At 71.1% G+C, this 18,362-nt stretch carries 14 protein-coding genes; 13 read left to right on the top strand and 1 reads right to left on the bottom strand.

Annotation, left to right across the window (positions count from 1 at the left end):
* Positions 1 to 3 precede the first annotated feature (3 nt).
* From ACE1OA_RS14945 to nuoN, 13 genes are all read left to right on the top strand, one after another.
* Complete coding sequence (locus tag ACE1OA_RS14945; protein ID WP_356599821.1) at positions 4 to 558, top strand: NuoB/complex I 20 kDa subunit family protein; 555 nt, start codon at positions 4 to 6, stop codon at positions 556 to 558.
* Complete coding sequence (locus tag ACE1OA_RS14940) at positions 555 to 1,286, top strand: NADH-quinone oxidoreductase subunit C (RefSeq protein ID WP_356599819.1); 732 nt, start codon at positions 555 to 557, stop codon at positions 1,284 to 1,286. The genes ACE1OA_RS14945 and ACE1OA_RS14940 overlap by 4 nt, the downstream gene beginning before the upstream one ends.
* A complete protein-coding gene (locus ACE1OA_RS14935) occupies positions 1,283 to 2,605 on the top strand; it encodes an NADH-quinone oxidoreductase subunit D (RefSeq protein WP_147976060.1) in 1,323 nt (440 codons plus the stop codon). The genes ACE1OA_RS14940 and ACE1OA_RS14935 overlap by 4 nt, the downstream gene beginning before the upstream one ends.
* Entirely contained in the window at positions 2,602 to 3,351 is a 750-nt protein-coding gene (nuoE, locus tag ACE1OA_RS14930; protein ID WP_356599817.1) for an NADH-quinone oxidoreductase subunit NuoE, read from the top strand. Before ACE1OA_RS14935 ends, nuoE begins: the two co-directional genes overlap by 4 nt.
* Positions 3,348 to 4,700, top strand: a complete 1,353-nt coding sequence (nuoF, locus tag ACE1OA_RS14925; protein WP_356599815.1) for an NADH-quinone oxidoreductase subunit NuoF — start codon at positions 3,348 to 3,350, stop codon at positions 4,698 to 4,700. Before nuoE ends, nuoF begins: the two co-directional genes overlap by 4 nt.
* Positions 4,697 to 7,195, top strand: a complete 2,499-nt coding sequence (locus ACE1OA_RS14920; protein WP_356599813.1) for an NADH-quinone oxidoreductase subunit G — start codon at positions 4,697 to 4,699, stop codon at positions 7,193 to 7,195. Before nuoF ends, ACE1OA_RS14920 begins: the two co-directional genes overlap by 4 nt.
* A 112-nt stretch (positions 7,196 to 7,307) precedes the next feature.
* Positions 7,308 to 8,705: an NADH-quinone oxidoreductase subunit NuoH gene (gene nuoH / locus ACE1OA_RS14915; RefSeq protein ID WP_356599811.1), complete on the top strand. Its 1,398-nt coding sequence runs from the start codon at positions 7,308 to 7,310 to the stop codon at positions 8,703 to 8,705.
* Positions 8,680 to 9,276 carry an NADH-quinone oxidoreductase subunit NuoI gene (gene nuoI / locus ACE1OA_RS14910; RefSeq protein WP_356599809.1) on the top strand — a complete coding sequence of 199 codons (597 nt, stop codon included), beginning with the start codon at positions 8,680 to 8,682 and terminating at the stop codon, positions 9,274 to 9,276. Before nuoH ends, nuoI begins: the two co-directional genes overlap by 26 nt.
* Entirely contained in the window at positions 9,273 to 10,100 is an 828-nt protein-coding gene (locus ACE1OA_RS14905; RefSeq protein WP_356599807.1) for an NADH-quinone oxidoreductase subunit J, read from the top strand. Before nuoI ends, ACE1OA_RS14905 begins: the two co-directional genes overlap by 4 nt.
* The gene (gene nuoK, locus ACE1OA_RS14900) at positions 10,097 to 10,396 is read left to right on the top strand and encodes an NADH-quinone oxidoreductase subunit NuoK (protein WP_030214504.1); all 300 of its coding nucleotides are present in this window, start codon (positions 10,097 to 10,099) and stop codon (positions 10,394 to 10,396) included. Before ACE1OA_RS14905 ends, nuoK begins: the two co-directional genes overlap by 4 nt.
* An 11-nt stretch (positions 10,397 to 10,407) precedes the next feature.
* A complete protein-coding gene (gene nuoL / locus ACE1OA_RS14895; protein ID WP_356599805.1) occupies positions 10,408 to 12,303 on the top strand; it encodes an NADH-quinone oxidoreductase subunit L in 1,896 nt (631 codons plus the stop codon).
* Between the two features lie 3 nt (positions 12,304 to 12,306).
* Positions 12,307 to 13,893 (top strand): NADH-quinone oxidoreductase subunit M, encoded by a 1,587-nt coding sequence (locus tag ACE1OA_RS14890; protein ID WP_356599803.1) that lies wholly within the window; start codon positions 12,307 to 12,309, stop codon positions 13,891 to 13,893.
* Positions 13,890 to 15,539 carry an NADH-quinone oxidoreductase subunit NuoN gene (nuoN, locus tag ACE1OA_RS14885; RefSeq protein WP_356779330.1) on the top strand — a complete coding sequence of 550 codons (1,650 nt, stop codon included), beginning with the start codon at positions 13,890 to 13,892 and terminating at the stop codon, positions 15,537 to 15,539. The genes ACE1OA_RS14890 and nuoN overlap by 4 nt, the downstream gene beginning before the upstream one ends.
* An 89-nt stretch (positions 15,540 to 15,628) precedes the next feature.
* Here nuoN and ACE1OA_RS14880 read toward each other — a convergent pair whose 3' ends face one another.
* Positions 15,629 to 18,343: a fumarate reductase/succinate dehydrogenase flavoprotein subunit gene (locus tag ACE1OA_RS14880; protein ID WP_432752885.1), complete on the bottom strand. Its 2,715-nt coding sequence runs from the start codon at positions 18,341 to 18,343 to the stop codon at positions 15,629 to 15,631.
* Positions 18,344 to 18,362: the final 19 nt, after the last annotated feature.

Genomic DNA, 18,362 nt, shown 5'->3' with positions numbered 1-18,362 from the left:
CCTATGGGACTCGAAGAGAAACTGCCGAGCGGTTTCGTGCTGACGACGGTCGAACAGGCCGCGGGCTGGGTGCGCAAGGCGTCCGTCTTCCCCGCGACCTTCGGCCTCGCCTGCTGCGCCATCGAGATGATGACGACCGGCGCCGGGCGGTACGACCTGGCGCGCTTCGGCATGGAGGTCTTCCGCGGCTCGCCGCGCCAGGCCGACCTGATGATCGTGGCCGGCCGGGTCAGCCAGAAGATGGCGCCCGTCCTGCGGCAGGTCTACGACCAGATGCCGAACCCCAAGTGGGTCATCTCCATGGGCGTCTGCGCCTCGTCGGGCGGGATGTTCAACAACTACGCGATCGTGCAGGGGGTCGACCACATCGTCCCGGTCGACATCTACCTGCCGGGCTGCCCCCCGCGCCCCGAGATGCTGATGGACGCGATTCTCAAGCTCCACCAGAAGATCCAGGGCTCCAAGCTCGGCGTGAACGCGGAGGAAGCGGCCCGCGAGGCGGAGGAGGCGGCGCTGAAGGCGCTGCCGACGATCGAGATGAAGGGCCTGCTCCGGTGAGTGACGAGACACCCAATCCCGAGAAGGACCTCTCCTCGCAGAACCTGCCGGGGCAGCGTGGGGAGCACGGTGAGGAGGTCCGCGTCCAGCGCGGGATGTTCGGCGCGAACGACGGCGGCGACACCTCCGGCTACGGCGGCCTCGTCCGCTCGGTGCGCCTGCCCGGCGAGGCCACCCGCCCGTACGGCGGCTGGTTCGACGAGGTGGCCGACGAGCTCGAGGGCGCCCTCGACGAGCAGGGACTGCTCCCGGAGAACGCGATCGAGAAGACGGTCGTCGACCGCGACGAGCTCACGTTCCACATCGCGCGCGAGCACCTCGTCCGGGTGGCGAGCACCCTGCGCGACGACCCGGCGCTGCGGTTCGAGCTGTGTACGGGCGTCTCCGGTGTCCACTACCCCGGGGACACGGGCCGCGAGCTGCACGCCGTCTACCACCTGCGGTCGCTGACCCACGGCCGGCTGATCCGTCTGGAGGTGTCCGCCCCGGACACCGACCGGCGCATCCCGTCGCTCACCGCGGTCTATCCGACGAACGACTGGCACGAGCGCGAGGCGTACGACTTCTTCGGCATCGTCTTCGACGGCCATCCCGCCCTCACCCGGATCATGATGCCGGACGACTGGCAGGGCTTCCCGCAGCGCAAGGACTACCCCCTCGGCGGCATCGCCGTCGAGTACAAGGGTGCCCAGATCCCGGCTCCCGACCAGCGGAGGTCGTACTCGTGACTACCCCATCGGCAAGCGCGCGCGAGACCACCGAGGGCACCGTCTACACGGTCACGGGTGGGGACTGGGACGAGGTCGTCCAGTCCGCGGCCAAGGCGGACGACGAGCGGATCGTCGTCAACATGGGTCCCCAGCACCCGTCCACGCACGGCGTGCTCCGGCTGATCCTGGAGATCGACGGCGAGACCGTCACCGAGGCCCGCTGCGGCATCGGCTACCTCCACACCGGCATCGAGAAGAACCTCGAGTACCGGACGTGGACGCAGGGCACCACCTTCGTCACGCGCATGGACTACCTCACCTCGTTCTACAACGAGACGGCGTACTGCCTGGGCGTGGAGAAGCTGCTCGGCATCACCGAGCAGATCCCGGACCGCGCCAGCGTCATCCGCGTCCTGCTCATGGAGCTCAACCGGCTCTCCTCCCACCTGGTGTGCATCGCCACCGGCGGCATGGAGCTGGGCGCCACCACGATCATGATCTACGGCTTCCGGGACCGCGAGATGATCCTGGACCTGTACGAGCTGATCACCGGCCTGCGCATGAACCACGCGTACATCCGCCCCGGCGGCCTCGCCCAGGACCTCCCGCCCGGCGCCGTCGACGCCGTGCGCGAGTTCGTGAAGACCATGAAGAAGAACCTGCCGGAGTACGACAAGCTCGCCACCGGCAACCCGATCTTCAAGGCCCGCATGCAGGACGTGGGCTACCTCGACCTCACCGGCTGCATGGCGCTCGGCGCCACCGGCCCGATCCTGCGCTCCGCGGGCCTCCCGCACGACCTGCGCAAGACGGACCCGTACTGCGGCTACGAGAACTACGAGTTCGAGGTCCCCACCGCCGACACCTGCGACTCCTACGGCCGCTTCCTCGTGCGGCTGGAGGAGATGCGGCAGTCGCTGCGGATCGTCGAGCAGTGCCTGGACCGCCTGGAGCCCGGCGACGTCATGGTCGGCGACAAGAAGATCGCCTGGCCGGCGCAGCTCGCGCTCGGCACGGACGGACTCGGCAACTCCCTCGACCACATCAAGAAGATCATGGGCACCTCCATGGAGGCCCTGATCCACCACTTCAAGCTGGTGACCGAGGGCTTCCGCGTGCCGGCCGGACAGGCCTACGCGGCCGTCGAGTCGCCCAAGGGCGAGCTCGGCGTGCACGTCGTCAGCGACGGCGGCACCCGCCCCTACCGGGTCCACTTCCGCGACCCGTCCTTCACCAACCTGCAGGCCATGGCGGCGATGTGCGAGGGCGGCCAGGTCGCCGACGTCATCGTCGCCGTCGCCTCCATCGACCCCGTGATGGGAGGCGTCGACCGATGACGGACAACGCTTCGTCGACGAACCTGGGCATGCCCCAGCTTCCCGCCCCCGCCTACCCGGCCGACGTCCGGGCCCGGCTGGAGGCGGACGCCAAGGAGATCGTCGCCCGCTACCCGGGGTCCCGCTCCGCGCTCCTGCCGCTGCTGCACCTGGTGCAGTCGGAGGAGGGTCACGTCACCCGCACGGGCATGCAGTTCTGCGCGGACGTCCTCGGCCTGACCACGGCCGAGGTCACCGCGGTGGCGACCTTCTACACCATGTACCGCCGCAAGCCGTCGGGCGACTACCAGGTCGGCGTCTGCACCAACACGCTGTGCGCGGTCATGGGCGGCGACGCCATCTTCGAGGAGCTCAAGGAGCACCTCGGCGTCGGCAACGACGAGACCACCGCCGACGGCAAGGTCACGCTGGAGCACATCGAGTGCAACGCGGCCTGCGACTTCGCGCCGGTGGTGATGGTCAACTGGGAGTTCTTCGACAACCAGACGCCCGAGACCGCCAAGCGGCTCGTCGACGACCTGCGGGCCGGACGTCCCGTGTCACCCACCCGCGGCGCGCCCCTGTGCACGTACAAGGAGACCGCCCGCATCCTGGCCGGCTTCCCCGACGAGCGCGAGGGGGCCGTCGAGGCCACCGGCGGGGCCGGCCCGGCCTCGCTCGTCGGGCTGCGCCTGGCCAAGGGCGAGACCCCGCACCACAAGATCGTCCACCCGCGCGGCGAGTCAGCCAGTGGGGAGGGGGAGTGATGACCTTGGCAGCCGAGATCAACAACAGCAGCCCCGAGAAGCTTCTCGCGCCCGTCCTGTCGGCGTTCTGGGACCAGCCGGACTCCTGGACCCTGGACACCTACAAGAGGCACGAGGGCTACCAGGGCCTGAAGAAGGCGCTCGCGATGTCGCCCGACGACCTCATCGCGTACGTCAAGGACTCCGGACTCCGCGGACGCGGCGGCGCCGGCTTCCCCACCGGGATGAAGTGGCAGTTCATCCCGCAGGGCGACGGCAAACCGCACTACCTCGTGGTCAACGCGGACGAGTCGGAGCCGGGGACCTGCAAGGACATCCCGCTCCTCTTCGCCAACCCGCACTCCCTCATCGAGGGCATCGTGATCGCCTGCTACGCGATCCGCTCCAGCCACGCCTTCATCTACCTGCGCGGCGAGGTCGTCCCCGTACTGCGCCGGCTGCACGAGGCCGTGCGCGAGGCGTACGAGGCCGGCTATCTGGGCGAGAACATCCTCGGCAGCGGACTCGACGTCGAACTCACCGTGCACGCGGGCGCCGGCGCGTACATCTGCGGCGAGGAGACCGCCTTGCTCGACTCGCTCGAAGGGCGGCGCGGCCAGCCCCGGCTGCGTCCCCCGTTCCCCGCGGTCGCCGGTCTGTACGCCTGCCCCACCGTGGTGAACAACGTCGAGTCCATCGCGTCGGTTCCCGCGATCCTGAACCGCGGCAAGGACTGGTTCAAGTCGATGGGCACCGAGAAGTCCCCCGGCTTCACGCTCTACTCGCTCAGCGGCCACGTCGCCTCGCCCGGCCAGTTCGAGGCCCCGCTCGGGATCACCCTGCGCCAGCTGCTCGACATGAGCGGCGGGATGCGGCCCGGCCACCGGCTCAAGTTCTGGACCCCCGGCGGATCCTCCACGCCGATGTTCACCGACGAGCACCTGGACGTCCCGCTGGACTACGAGGGCGTCGGCGCGGCCGGCTCGATGCTGGGCACCAAGGCGCTGCAGTGCTTCGACGAGACCACCTGTGTGGTGCGGGCCGTCACCCGCTGGACGGAGTTCTACGCCCACGAGTCCTGCGGCAAGTGCACGCCCTGCCGTGAAGGCACCTACTGGCTGGTCCAGTTGCTGCGCGACATCGAGGCGGGCAAGGGACGGATGTCCGACCTCGACAAGCTGAACGACATCGCCGACAACATCAACGGCAAGTCGTTCTGCGCGCTCGGCGACGGCGCCGCCTCCCCGATCTTCTCCTCGCTGAAGTACTTCCGCGAGGAGTACGAGCAGCACATCACCGGCCGCGGCTGCCCCTTCGACCCGGCCAAGTCGACCGCCTGGGCGGACAACCACAAGGAGGTGACCGCATGACCGTCATCGCGTCCACCCCCGGCGGCGGCAACGCGGCGGGGCCGTCCGGGGCGGCCGGCCAGGACCTGGTCACGCTGACCATCGACGGCGTCGAGATCTCCGTCCCCAAGGGGACGCTGGTCATCCGCGCCGCCGAGCAGCTCGGCATCGAGATCCCGCGGTTCTGCGACCACCCCCTCCTCGACCCGGCCGGCGCCTGCCGCCAGTGCATCGTCGAGGTGGAGGGACAGCGCAAGCCGATGGCCTCCTGCACCATCACCTGCACCGACGGCATGGTGGTCCGCTCGCAGCTGACCAGCCCGGTCGCCGAGAAGGCCCAGCACGGTGTGATGGAGCTGCTGCTCATCAACCACCCGCTGGACTGCCCGGTCTGCGACAAGGGCGGCGAGTGCCCGCTGCAGAACCAGGCGATGTCGCACGGCCAGGCCGAGTCCCGCTTCGAGGGGCGGAAGCGGACCTACGAGAAGCCGGTCCCGATCTCCACCCAGGTGCTGCTCGACCGTGAGCGCTGCGTGCTGTGCGCACGGTGCACCCGCTTCTCCAACCAGATCGCCGGCGACCCGATGATCGAGCTGATCGAGCGCGGCGCGCTCCAGCAGGTCGGCACCGGCGAGGGCGACCCCTTCGAGTCGTACTTCTCCGGCAACACCATCCAGATCTGCCCGGTCGGCGCGCTGACCTCGGCGGCGTACCGCTTCCGCTCCCGGCCCTTCGACCTGGTGTCGACGCCCGGGGTCTGCGAGCACTGCGCCGGCGGCTGCGCGACCCGGACCGACCACCGGCGCGGCAAGGTCGTGCGACGTCTGGCGGCCGAGGACCCGGAGGTCAACGAGGAGTGGGTGTGCGACAAGGGGCGGTTCGGCTTCCGGTACGCGCAGCAGCGCGACCGGCTGACGACCCCCCTCGTCCGCAACGCCGAGGGCGTCCTCGAACCCGCCTCCTGGCCCGAGGCCCTGGAGGCGGCGGCCCGCGGCCTGGTCCGCGGCCGCACCGGTGTCCTGGCCGGCGGCCGGCTGACCGTCGAGGACTCCTACGCGTACGCCAAGTTCGCGCGGGTCGCCCTCGACACCAACGACGTCGACTTCCGGGCCCGGGTCCACTCCAGCGAGGAGGCCGACTTCCTGGCCTCCCAGGTCGCCGGACGCGGACGGGACCTGGACGGCGCGGGCGTCACCTACACCTCCCTGGAGGCCGCCCCGGCGGTGCTCCTGGTCGGTCTCGAAGCGGAGGAGGAGGCCCCGGGCGTCTTCCTGCGGCTGCGCAAGGCCTGGCGCAAGCACGGCCAGCGGACCTACGCGATCGCCTCGCACGCCACCCGCGGTCTGACGAAGGCGGGCGGCACGCTGCTGTCCGCCGCGCCCGGCACCGAGACGGAGTGGCTCGACGCGCTCACCTCCCGGGTCGGTCTCGACGAGGCCGGCGCGGACGCGGCCGAGGCCCTGCGCCTCGACGGCGCCGTCATCGTGGTCGGCGAGCGGCTCGCCGCCGTGCCGGGCGCGCTGACCGCGGCCGTCCGCGGCGCGGCGGCCACCGGGGCGAAGCTGGTGTGGATCCCCCGCCGGGCCGGCGAGCGCGGCGCGCTCGAGGCCGGCGCCATCCCGACACTGCTGCCCGGCGGCCGTCCGGCCACCGACCCGCGGGCGCGGGAGGAGGTCGCCGCGGCCTGGGGCGTACGCGAACTCCCGCACGGCTACGGCCGTGACACGGGTCAGATCGTCGAGGCCGCCGCCGTCGGCGAACTGGGCGCGCTGCTCGTCGGAGGCGTCGAGGTCCGCGACCTGCCGGACCCGGCACGGGCCCGCGAGGCGCTCGACGCGGCCTTCGTGGTCTCGCTGGAGCTGCGGCCGAGCGAGGTCACCGACCGGGCCGACGTGGTCCTGCCGGTCGCGGCGGTCGCCGAGAAGCCCGGCACCTTCCTCAACTGGGAGGGCAGGGCACGGCTCTTCGAGGCCGCGCTCAAGCCCGAGCAGATGACCCGGCGCCTCGCCCCGTCGGACGCCCGGGTGCTCCACATGCTCGCGGACGCCCTCGACGCGCACCTGGCGCTGCCCGACCTGCGGTCCGTCCGGCGGGAGCTGGACCGGCTGGGCGGCTGGGCGGGGGAGCGGGCCTCCGAGCCCGCCGAGCCCGCGCAGCCCGCGCCCCGGCCGGGCGACGGCGAGGCCGTCCTCGGCGGCCACCGGCTGCTGCTCGACCTGGGCCGCCTCCAGGAGGGCGACACCGCCCTGGCCGGCACCCGGCACGCGGCACCGGCCCGGCTGTCGGCCGCCACCGCCGCCGAGACCGGCGTCAAGGACGGCGACCTCCTCGCGGTGACCGGCCCGGCGGGCTCGGTCCACCTCCCGCTCCAGGTCACCGAGATGCCCGACCGGGTGGTGTGGCTGCCGCTGAACTCGACCGGCGGCGGCGTCCTCTCCGACACCGGCGCCCACCCGGGCGACCTGGTCCGCATCGGTCCCGCGGGTGCCGCCGACGCGGCGGAGGTCCGGTCATGACCGCGCCCCTCGCCCGCCCGGCCGCGGGCCGCGGGCCCGCGGGGCGGCGCCCCCGCTTCCCCCTCGTCCGGCCGGGCACAGCCCGGGCCGTAGCCGCTCCGGAGGTGCGCGCATGACCGCCCTCGCTCCACTCGCGGAGGCACAGCGCAGCGTGCTCGCCGCCGAGGACCTGTCCATGTTCGGCACGGACCCCTGGTGGCTCGTCGCGATCAAGGCGGTCTTCTGCTTCGCCTTCCTGATGATCACCGTGCTCTTCTCCATCGTGTGGGAGCGCAAGGTCGTCGCCTGGATGCAGCTGCGCATCGGCCCGAACCGGCACGGCCCCTGGGGCCTCCTCCAGTCCCTCGCGGACGGCATCAAGCTGATGCTGAAGGAGGACGTGATCGTCAAGCGGGCCGACAAGGTCGTCTACATCCTCGCGCCGATCATCGCCGCGGCCCCGGCGTTCATGGCGATCGCCGTGATCCCCTTCGGCCCGGCCGGCAACGAGGTCTCGATCTTCGGCCACCGCACCTCGATGCAGCTCACCGACCTGCCGATCGCCATGCTCTACGTGCTGGCCATCGCCTCCGTCGGCATCTACGGCATCGTGCTCGCCGGCTGGTCCTCCGGCTCGACCTATCCGCTGCTGGGCGGTCTGCGCTCCTGCGCGCAGATGATCTCCTACGAGATCGCGATGGGCGCCGCGTTCGCCTCCGTCTTCCTCTACTCGGGGTCGATGTCGACCTCGGCGATCGTGGAGGCGCAGGCCGACCGCTGGTTCATCGTCCTGCTGCCGGTCTCCTTCATCATCTACGTGGTCACGATGGTCGGTGAGACCAACCGTGCCCCGTTCGACATGCCGGAGTCCGAGGGCGACCTGGTCGGCGGCTTCAACACCGAGTACTCGTCGATCAAGTTCGCGATGTTCATGCTCGCCGAGTACGTGAACATGGTGACGGTCTCGGCCGTGTCGGTGACCCTCTTCCTGGGCGGCTGGCGGGCCCCGTACCCGATCTCGACCTTCTGGGAGGGCGCGAACCACGGCTGGTGGCCGCTCCTCTGGTTCGTCGTCAAGGTCCAGCTGCTGCTCTTCTTCTTCATCTGGCTGCGCGGCACGCTGCCCCGCGTCCGCTACGACCAGCTGATGAAGCTCGGCTGGAAGGTCCTCATCCCGGTCTCGGTGCTCTGGCTGATGCTGGTCGCCACCGTCCGCGCGCTGCGGAACGAGAACTACGGGTTCCAGACGATCGTGCTGTACGTCGCCGGAGCGGTCATCGCCGTGCTGTTGCTCTCCTTCATCGCGGACATGTTCCGCGACCGGAAGGCCAGGAGCGAGGCCGCCGGCGCCGCACCCGAGGACACCCGCCCCTTCGACCCGATGGCCGGCGGATTCCCCGTACCGCCCAAGCCGGGACAAGCCCTGCCGCCGGTCCCGCGGCGCCGGTCCCGCCGCGACCGCGACCTGGTCGTCAGCGGTGGCCCCGATTCTGCTACTGCGAGCGATGGAAAGGAGACGGACGGTGTCTGATTTCCAGAATCCGGTGGCCGGCTTCGGCGTGACCTTCAAGGCCATGTTCAAGAAGCGGCTGACCGAGCAGTACCCGGAGCAGCAGAAGACGACGGCGCCGCGCTTCCACGGCCGGCACCAGCTCAACCGTCATCCGGACGGACTTGAGAAGTGCGTGGGCTGCGAACTGTGCGCCTGGGCCTGCCCCGCGGACGCCATCTACGTGGAGGGCGCCGACAACACCGACGAGGAGCGCTACTCCCCGGGTGAGCGGTACGGCGCGGTCTACCAGATCAACTACGCCCGCTGCATCCTGTGCGGACTGTGCATCGAGGCGTGCCCCACGCGGGCGCTCACGATGACCAACGAGTTCGAACTGGCCGACTCCTCCCGCGAGAACCTGATCTACACCAAGGAGCAGCTCCTCGCGGGCCTGGAGGAGGGCATGGTCGACTCCCCGCACGCCATCCACCCCGGGACGGACGAGCAGGACTACTACCGGGGGCTGGTCACCGAGGCCGCGCCCGGCACGGTCCGGCAGGTCGCCGCCTCCAAGGGGGAGAACGGCGAGCCGGAGGAGGTGGACGCATGACCGCCGACCTCGCGGCGTACACCACCTCGGGTGGTGAGGCCTTCCAGTTCTGGGTCCTCGGCACCGTCGCCGTCATCGGGGCCCTGTGCACGATCCTCATGAAGAAGGCCATGCACAGCGCGCTGTGCCTGGCCGGCACCATGATCATCCTTGCCGTCTTCTACCTCGCCAACGGGGCGTACTTCCTCGGCATCGTCCAGATCGTCGTCTACACCGGCGCGATCATGATGCTCTTCCTCTTCATCGTCATGCTGGTCGGTGTCACGGCCGCGGACTCGCTGAAGGAGACCATCAAGGGGCAGCGCTGGTGGGCCGCGGCCTGCGGGCTCGGCTTCGGCGTGCTGCTCATCGCGGGCATCGGCCAGGCGTCGCTCACGGAGTTCAACGGACTCGGCGCGGCCAACGGCGCGTACGGCGGCAACGTCGAGGGCCTCGCCGCCCTCATCTTCACCAAGTACGTCTTCGCCTTCGAGATCACCGGCGCGCTGCTGATCACGGCGGCGGTCGGCGCGATGGTGCTCACGCACCGCGAGCGCACCGAGAAGGCCAGGACCCAGCGCGAGCTGTCCGAGCAGCGCGTGCGCGAGGGCAAGCACGTGCCGCCGCTGCCCGCCCCCGGTGTCTACGCCCGGCACAACGCCGTGGACGTCCCCGGACTGCTGCCCGACGGCACGCCCGCCGAGCTGACGGTCATGCAGACCCTGCGCAAGCGCGGTCAGATCCGGGACGTGTCCACCGAGGCCCTGGCCGACCTCAAGGCGCTGGAGCAGCGCTCCGAGGAGCGGCTCGGCCGGGACCGGGACGAAGAGGAGGCCACCCGGTGAACCCCGTCAACTACCTGTATCTCGCGGCCCTGCTGTTCACCATCGGCGCGGCCGGGGTGCTGATCCGGCGCAACGCGATCGTGGTGTTCATGTGCGTGGAGCTGATGCTCAACGCCTGCAACCTGGCGTTCGTCGCCTTCTCCCGGATGCACGGCAACCTCGACGGCCAGATCATCGCGTTCTTCACGATGGTCGTCGCCGCCGCGGAGGTCGTGGTCGGGCTCGCGATCATCGTGTCGGTCTTCCGGGCGCGCCATTCGGCCTCGGTCGACGACGCCAGCCTGATGAAGCTGTGAGGGGCTGAACCGTGGAGAACCTGATTGCGCTGCTCATCGCGGCGCCCCTGCTGGGAGCGGCCGTCCTGCTGTGCGGCGGCCGTCGCCTGGACAAGACCGGGCACTGGCTCGGCACCGTGCTCGCGGCCGTCTCCTTCGTCATCGGCGTCGTCCTGTTCGCCGACATGCTCGGCCGGAGCGCCGACGACCGGGCCCTGCACCAGACGCTGTACACCTGGATCCCGGTCGAGAGCTTCCAGGCGGACATGGCCTTCCAGCTCGACCAGCTGTCGATGACCTTCGTCCTGCTGATCACCGGTGTCGGCACGCTCATCCACGTGTACTCGATCGGGTACATGGAGCACGACGAGCGCCGCCGCCGCTTCTTCGGCTACCTCAACCTGTTCGTCGCGGCGATGCTGCTGCTCGTCCTCGCCGACAACTACCTGCTCCTGTACTTCGGCTGGGAGGGCGTCGGCCTCGCCTCGTACCTCCTGATCGGCTTCTGGCAGCACAAGCCCAGCGCGGCGACCGCCGCCAAGAAGGCCTTCCTGGTCAACCGGGTCGGCGACATGGGCCTCTCGATCGCCATCATGATCATGTTCACCACCTTCGGGACCTTCGCCTTCGGGCCGGTCCTCGGGTCGGTGGACGGGGCGAGCGAGGGCACGCTGACGGCGATCGCCCTGATGCTGCTCCTCGCGGCCTGCGGCAAGTCGGCCCAGGTGCCGCTGCAGTCCTGGCTCGGTGACGCGATGGAGGGCCCGACCCCGGTCTCGGCCCTGATCCACGCCGCCACCATGGTCACCGCCGGCGTCTACCTGATCGTCCGCTCGGCCGACATCTTCAACGCCTCCCCGGACGCCCAGCTCGTGGTCACCGTGGTCGGCGCCGTCACGCTCCTCTTCGGTGCGATCGTCGGTTGTGCCAAGGACGACATCAAGAAGGCGCTGGCCGGCTCCACGATGTCGCAGATCGGCTACATGATCCTGGCGGCGGGTCTCGGCCCCATCGGCTACGTCTTCGCGATCATGCACCTGGTGACCCACGGCTTCTTCAAGGCCGGGCTCTTCCTCGGTGCCGGTTCGGTCATGCACGGCATGAACGACGAGGTGGACATGCGCCGTTACGGCGGCCTGCGGAAGTACATGCCGGTCACCTTCGTCACCTTCGGCCTCGGGTACCTCGCCATCATCGGCTTCCCGGGACTGTCCGGCTTCTTCTCCAAGGACAAGATCATCGAGGCCGCCTTCGCCAAGGGCGGCACCGAGGGCTGGATCCTCGGCGCGGTCACCCTGCTGGGCGCCGCCATCACCGCGTACTACATGACCCGCGTGATGCTGATGACCTTCTTCGGCGAGAAGCGCTGGCAGGCGGACGAGAAGGGCGACCTGCCGCACCCGCACGAGTCGCCGAAGTCGATGACCGTCCCGATGGTCCTGCTGGCCGTCGGCTCCGTGTGCGCCGGCGCCTTCTTCAGCATCGGCGACCGCTTCGTGACCTGGCTGGAGCCGGTGACGAGCTTCGAGCACGGGCACCCCCCGATCAGCGCCGGGGCCATCACCTCCGCCACCGTCGCGGTCATGGTGATCGGCGTCGCCGTCGCCTACGTCCAGTACGGCCGCAGGCCGGTCCCGGTCGTCGCGCCGCGCGGGTCGCTGCTCACCCGGGCGGCCCGCCGCGACCTCCTCCAGGACGACTTCAACAACGTCGTCTTCGTCCGGGGCGGCACCCACCTCACCCGCTCCCTCGTCTACGTCGACCACAGCCTGGTCGACGGCGTGGTCAACGGGACCGCCGCCTCGGTCGGCGGCCTGTCCGGCCGGCTGCGCAAGCTCCAGAACGGCTACGCCCGCACGTACGCGGTCTCCATGTTCGGAGGTACGGCGGTGCTGATCGCCGCGACCCTGCTGATGAGGGCGGTGTAACCGATGTCCTTTCCCCTCCTGACGGTGACGGCAGCGGTGCCGGCGGCCGGTGCGATCCTCACCGCCGCCGTCCCCGCCGCCCGCCGCACCGCGGCCAAGTGGCTGGCGCTGCTGGTCTCCCTGGTCACGCTCGTGCTCGCCGCGATCGTGTTCGTCCGCTTCGAGCCCGGTGGCGCCCGCTACCAGCTCGTCGAGTCCCACTCCTGGATCAGGGACTTCGGGGTCCGCTACGAACTGGGCGTGGACGGCATCGGGGTGGCGCTGATCGCGCTCACCGCGCTGCTCATCCCCTTCGTCGTCCTGGCGGGCTGGCACGACGCCGACCCTCTGGAGACCAAGAGCAGCCGCTGGCGCCCGACCCAGGGCTTCTTCGCCCTGATCCTCATGGTCGAGGCGATGGTGATCCTCTCCTTCGCGGCCACCGACGTCTTCCTCTTCTACATCCTGTTCGAAGCCATGCTGATCCCGATGTACTTCCTCATCGGCGGCTTCGGCGACCGGGCGCACGCGGGCTCCGACGAGAACGCGGCGGCCCAGCGCTCCTACGCGGCGGTCAAGTTCCTGCTGTACAACCTGGTCGGCGGGCTCATCATGCTGGCCGCCGTCATCGGGCTGTACGTCGTCGCCGGCAACTTCTCCCTCACGGAGATCGCCGAGGCGCGGGCGAGCGGCCAGCTGGAGATGGCCACCAACACCGAACGGCTGCTGTTCCTCGGCTTCTTCTTCGCCTTCGCGGTGAAGGCGCCGCTGTGGCCGCTGCACACCTGGCTGCCGAACGCGATGGGGGAGGCGACCGCACCGGTCGCCGTGCTCATCACCGCGGTCGTCGACAAGGTCGGCACGTTCGCGATGCTCCGCTTCTGCCTCCAGCTCTTCCCGGAGGCCTCGAAGTGGGCCACCCCGGTCATCGTGGCGCTCGCCCTGATCAGCATCGTCTACGGCGCGCTGCTCGCGGTGGGGCAGCGGGACATCAAGCGGCTGGTCGCGTACGCCTCGATCTCGCACTTCGGCTTCATCATCATGGGCATCTTCGCGATGACCACCCAGGGCCAGAGCGGCGCCACCCTCTACATGGTCAACCACGGGATCTCGACGGCCGCGCTGATGCTGGTCGCCGGCTTCCTGATCACCCGGCGCGGTTCCCGGCTCATCGCCGACTACGGCGGCGTGCAGAAGGTCGCCCCGGTCCTCGCCGGCACCTTCCTGATCGGCGGCCTGGCCACCCTCTCGCTGCCGGGCCTCGCGCCCTTCGTCAGCGAGTTCCTGGTCCTCGTCGGCACGTACGCCCGCTACCCGGTGGCCGGCGTCATCGCCACCACCGGCATCGTCCTCGCCGCGCTCTACACCCTCGTCCTCTACCAGCGGACGATGACGGGGCCGGTGAAGGAGGAGGTGCGGACGATGCCCGACCTGCGAGCGCGTGAACTCGCGGTCGTCGTCCCGCTCATCGCCCTGCTGATCTTCCTCGGCGTGTTCCCGAAGCCGCTGACGGAGATCGTCGACCCGGCCGTCAACCACACCCTGTCCGACGTCCGGCAGCAGGACCCCCAGCCCACGGTGCCCATTCAGAACGCGGAGGCGGCCAAGTGAGTGCAACGGCTGTCCACAGCCTGTGGACGACGGCCGCCGAGCCGATCACCAAGATCCCCGCACCCCACATCGAGTACGTCCAGCTCTCACCCGTGCTGATCGTGGTCGGTGCCGCGATCGTCAGCGTCCTCGTCGAGGCGTTCGTGCCCCGCAAGGGCCGCTACCACAGCCAGGTGTTCCTCAGCGTCCTGGCACTCGCCGCCGCCTTCGCCGCGGTCGTCGGCCTCGCGGCCGGCGGCTACGGCTCCACCAAGGCGCACATCGCGGCCATGGGCGCCATCGCCGTCGACGGCCCGGCGCTCTTCCTCCAGGGCACCATCCTGCTGGCCGCCGTCGTCGCCGTCTTCACCTTCGCCGAGCGCAGGCTCGACCCGGCCGACCACGGCCACCAGGTCGACTCCTTCGCCGCCGAGGCCGCCGCCGTCCCCGGCAGCGACCAGGAGAAGGCGGCCGTCAAGGCCGGGTTCACCACCACCGAGGTCTTCCCGCTGGTGCTGTTCGCCGTCGCCGGCATGCTGGTCTTCCCGGCCGCCAACGACCTGCTGACGCTGTTCGTGGCGCTGGAGGTCTTCTCCCTCCCGCTCTACCTGCTGTGCGCCGTCGCCCGCCGCAAGCGGATGATGTCGCAGGAGGCCGCGGTCAAGTACTTCCTCCTCGGCGCCTTCTCCTCCGCCTTCCTCCTCTTCGGCATCGCCCTGCTCTACGGCTACGCGGGCTCCGTCTCGTACGCCACCATCGCGAACGTCGTCGACGGCGCGGTCGGATCGGTCGACCCGGCCCTCGCCCAGACTATGGGCAACGACGTCCTGCTGCTCATCGGCTTCGCGCTGGTCCTCATGGGCCTGCTCTTCAAGGTCGGCGCGGTGCCGTTCCACATGTGGACCCCGGACGTCTACCAGGGCGCGCCGACCCCCGTCACCGGCTTCATGGCCGCCGCGACGAAGGTCGCCGCGTTCGGCGCGCTGCTGCGCCTGCTGTACGTGGTGCTGCCGGGCCTCACCTGGGACTGGCGGCCGGTCATGTGGGGCGTCGCCATCGTCACCATGCTGGGCGGCGCGATCGTCGCGATCACCCAGACCGACATCAAGCGGCTCCTCGCCTACTCCTCGATCGCCCACGCCGGGTTCATCCTGGCCGGTGTCATCGCGGCCACGCCCAGCGGCGTCTCCTCCGTCCTCTTCTACCTGGCCGCCTACTCCTTCGTGACCATCGGCGCCTTCGCCGTCGTCACGCTGGTGCGCGACGCGGGCGGCGAGGCGACGCACCTGTCCAAGTGGGCCGGTCTGGGGCGCCGTTCGCCGCTCGTCGCGGCGGTCTTCGCGGTGTTCCTGCTCGCCTTCGCCGGCATCCCGCTGACCGCGGGCTTCACCGGCAAGTTCGCCGTCTTCACGGCGGCGGCGGAGGGCGGGGCCGGCACGCTGGTCGTGATCGGCGTCATCTCGTCCGCGATCGCCGCGTTCTTCTACATCCGGGTGATCGTGCTGATGTTCTTCAGCGAGCCCAGGCCCGACGGCCCCACGGTCGCCGTGCCCTCGGGCTTCACCGCCGCCACCATCACGGTCGGCGTCGCCGTCACGCTGGTGCTCGGCTTCGCGCCGCAGTACTTCCTGGACCTGGCGAGCCAGGCGGGCGTGTTCGTGCGCTGACACCCGCACACCACGCACCAGGGCCCGGCCCCCGCGCGAGCGGGGGCCGGGCCCTGGTGCGTGCGGCGCGCGACCCGCCTCCCCCTCGCTCAGCCCGCCGCCGGCGCCGCCGCGCGCGAGGCGTAGGCGCGGACGTCGGCGTCCGCGTCGTCCAGGGCCGTAGCCAGCACGGCCGCGGTCCCCGGATGGCGCAGCAGGGCCAGGACCGCCGCCTTGCGGACGTCCGCGTTCGGGTCGCCGAGAATCCGTGCCAGCGCCGGTACCGCGGTCTCCCGGTCCGCCGCCGCCAGCCCGGCGGCCGCCCCCGCCCGCACCTGCCAGGCCGGATCGTCCAGGGCCCGGACCGCGTCCGCCGCGTATCCGGCCGGGCAGCCGAGCGTCCCGAGCGCCCCGAGGGCAGCCGCCCGGACCAGCGCGTCCCCGTCGGCCAGGAGCGGGTCGAGCGTGCCCGGCGCCGCGCCGGGCACCGCCGCGAGCCCCTTCGCCACCGCCACCCGGACCTCCCGCGACGGGTCCTGCGCCGCCCGGGCGAGCGCCCCGACCGCGTCCACCGACACCAGGCCGCCGACCGCCGCCACCCGCACCTCCCGGTCGCCGTCGCCCAGCGCGCCCGCGAACAGCGCCTCCGAACCCAGCCGGAGCACCCGCAGGACGGTCAGGGCCGCCGACCGCGCCACCGGGTCGGCGGCCGACAGCGCGGCGACCAGCGGCGTCCGCAGCTCCGGCGCCGCGGGCAGCGTCTCGACCAGCTCGCGCAGCGCCGCCGCCGCCTCCGCCCGAACGGCCGGGTCCGCGTCGACCAGCGCGCCGGCCAGCGCCGGACCCGTACCCGCCGGGACGGTCTCGGTGAGGGCCGCCACCGCCGCCCGGCGTACGGCGGGGTCCGGATCCCCCAGGTAGGGCAGCAGGGCCCCGAGTTCGGGTTCCGTCTCGGCCAGGGCGTGCAGCTCCAGGATGCGCGGCGCGTCGGCGACCGTGCTCCGTTCCCCCGCCGCGGACGAGGGCGTACGGACACCGGAGCCGACCGGTGCCAGCTCGCGCGGACCCGCCGTCGCGACCTGCTCCGGCCGGACCTCGCCCAGCTCCCGCGAGGCGCCGCCCACCGGCGCGTAGCCCTCCACCGGCACCAGGTAGGGAGCCACCGGCCGGGCCGTGAACTCCATCGCCCCCGAGGGGGACTTGCGCAGATCGAGATGGTGCAGCCAGTCCGTGTCGTCGCGCTCCGGATGGTCCGTCCGCGCGTGGTACAGGCCCCAGCGGGACTCGGTCCGCGCCAGCGAGGAGCGGGCCGCCATCTCGGCGCAGTCCCGGATGAATCCCACCTCGGCGCAGCGCATCAGCTCGTGCGGGGTCGTCGCGCCCATCGCGTCGATCTCCGTCCGCATCCGCTCGAAGTGCTCGACGGCCAGCGAGAGCCGGGCACCGGACTTGGGCGGGGCGACGTAGTCGTTCACGAAACGGCGCAGCTTGTACTCGACCTGCGGCTGCGGCGGCCCCTCCGGATGGCGCAGCGGCCGGTAGACCAGGGCGTGGGCGGCGGCCAGCTGGTCGGCCGGCAGCGGCCCCTCGGGGGCCCGGTAGCGGGCGGCGTCCGCGCCCGCCAGGTCGCCGAAGACGAAGGCGCCGATCATGTAGTTGTGGGGGACGCACGCCAGGTCCCCGGCCGCGTAGAGCCGGGGCACGGTGGTGCGGGCGTGGTCGTCGACCCGGACGCCCGAGGCGGAGTGCCCGCCGCACAGGCCGATCTCGGAGATGTGCATCTCGATGTCGTGGGTGCGGTAGTCGTGGCCGCGGTTGGCGTGGAAGGTGCCCCGGGTGGGGCGCTCCGTGGTGTGCAGGATCGACTCGAGCGCGCCCACGGACTCCTCGGGCAGATGACTCAGCTTGAGGTAGACCGGACCCCGGTCCGAGGCCAGTTCCTCGGCGAACTCCGCCATCATCTGGCCCGACCAGTAGTCGGAGTCGACGAAGCGCTCGCCGTGCCGGTTGACCTGGTAGCCGCCGAAGGGGTTGGCGACGTAGGCGCACGCGGGCCCGTTGTAGTCCTTGATGAGCGGGTTGATCTGGAAGCACTCGATCCCGGTGAGCTCGGCGCCCGCGTGGTACGCCATGGAGTAGCCGTCCCCCGCGTTGGTGGGGTTCTCGTAGGTCCCGTACAGATAGCCCGACGCGGGCAGCCCGAGGCGCCCGGCCGCGCCGGTCGCCAGGATCACGGCGCCGGCCCGCACGGTGACGAAGCGCCCGGTCCGGGTGTGGAAACCGGCGGCGCCGACGGCCCGGCCGTCCTCGCCGGTCAGGATCCGCACCGGCATCACGCGGTTCTCGATGCGGATCCGCTCCCGCATCTCGCGGCGGCGCAGCTGCCGGTAGAGGACCTTCTTGACGTCCTTGCCCTCCGGCATGGGCAGCACGTACGAGCCGGAGCGGTGGACCTGGCGGACCGCGTACTCGCCGTGCTCGTCCTTCTCGAACTTCACGCCGTACGACTCCAGGCGCCGGACCATCGCGAAACCGCGCGTGGCGGTCTGGCGGACCGTGGACTGGTCCACGATCCCGTCGTTGGCGCGGGTGATCTCCGCGACGTAGTCGTCCGGTTCGGCGCGGCCGGGGATCACGGCGTTGTTGACGCCGTCCATGCCCATGGCGAGCGCGCCCGAGTGCCGGACGTGCGCCTTCTCCAGGAGCAGGACGTCGGCGCCGTGTTCGGCCGCGGTCAGCGCGGCCATCGTGCCGGCGGTGCCGCCGCCGACGACGAGGACGTCGCAGGAGAGCTCCTCCGCGTCCGTGAGGGAGGGGATGTCCAATTGGGGGGGGCCTTTCGGG

It is taken from the genome of Streptomyces sp. JL2001 (assembly GCF_050917515.1).
Classification (GTDB): domain Bacteria; phylum Actinomycetota; class Actinomycetes; order Streptomycetales; family Streptomycetaceae; genus Streptomyces.
The sequence above is the reverse complement of the archived record's forward strand: the minus strand, read 5'-3'. Positions and strand labels throughout refer to the sequence as shown.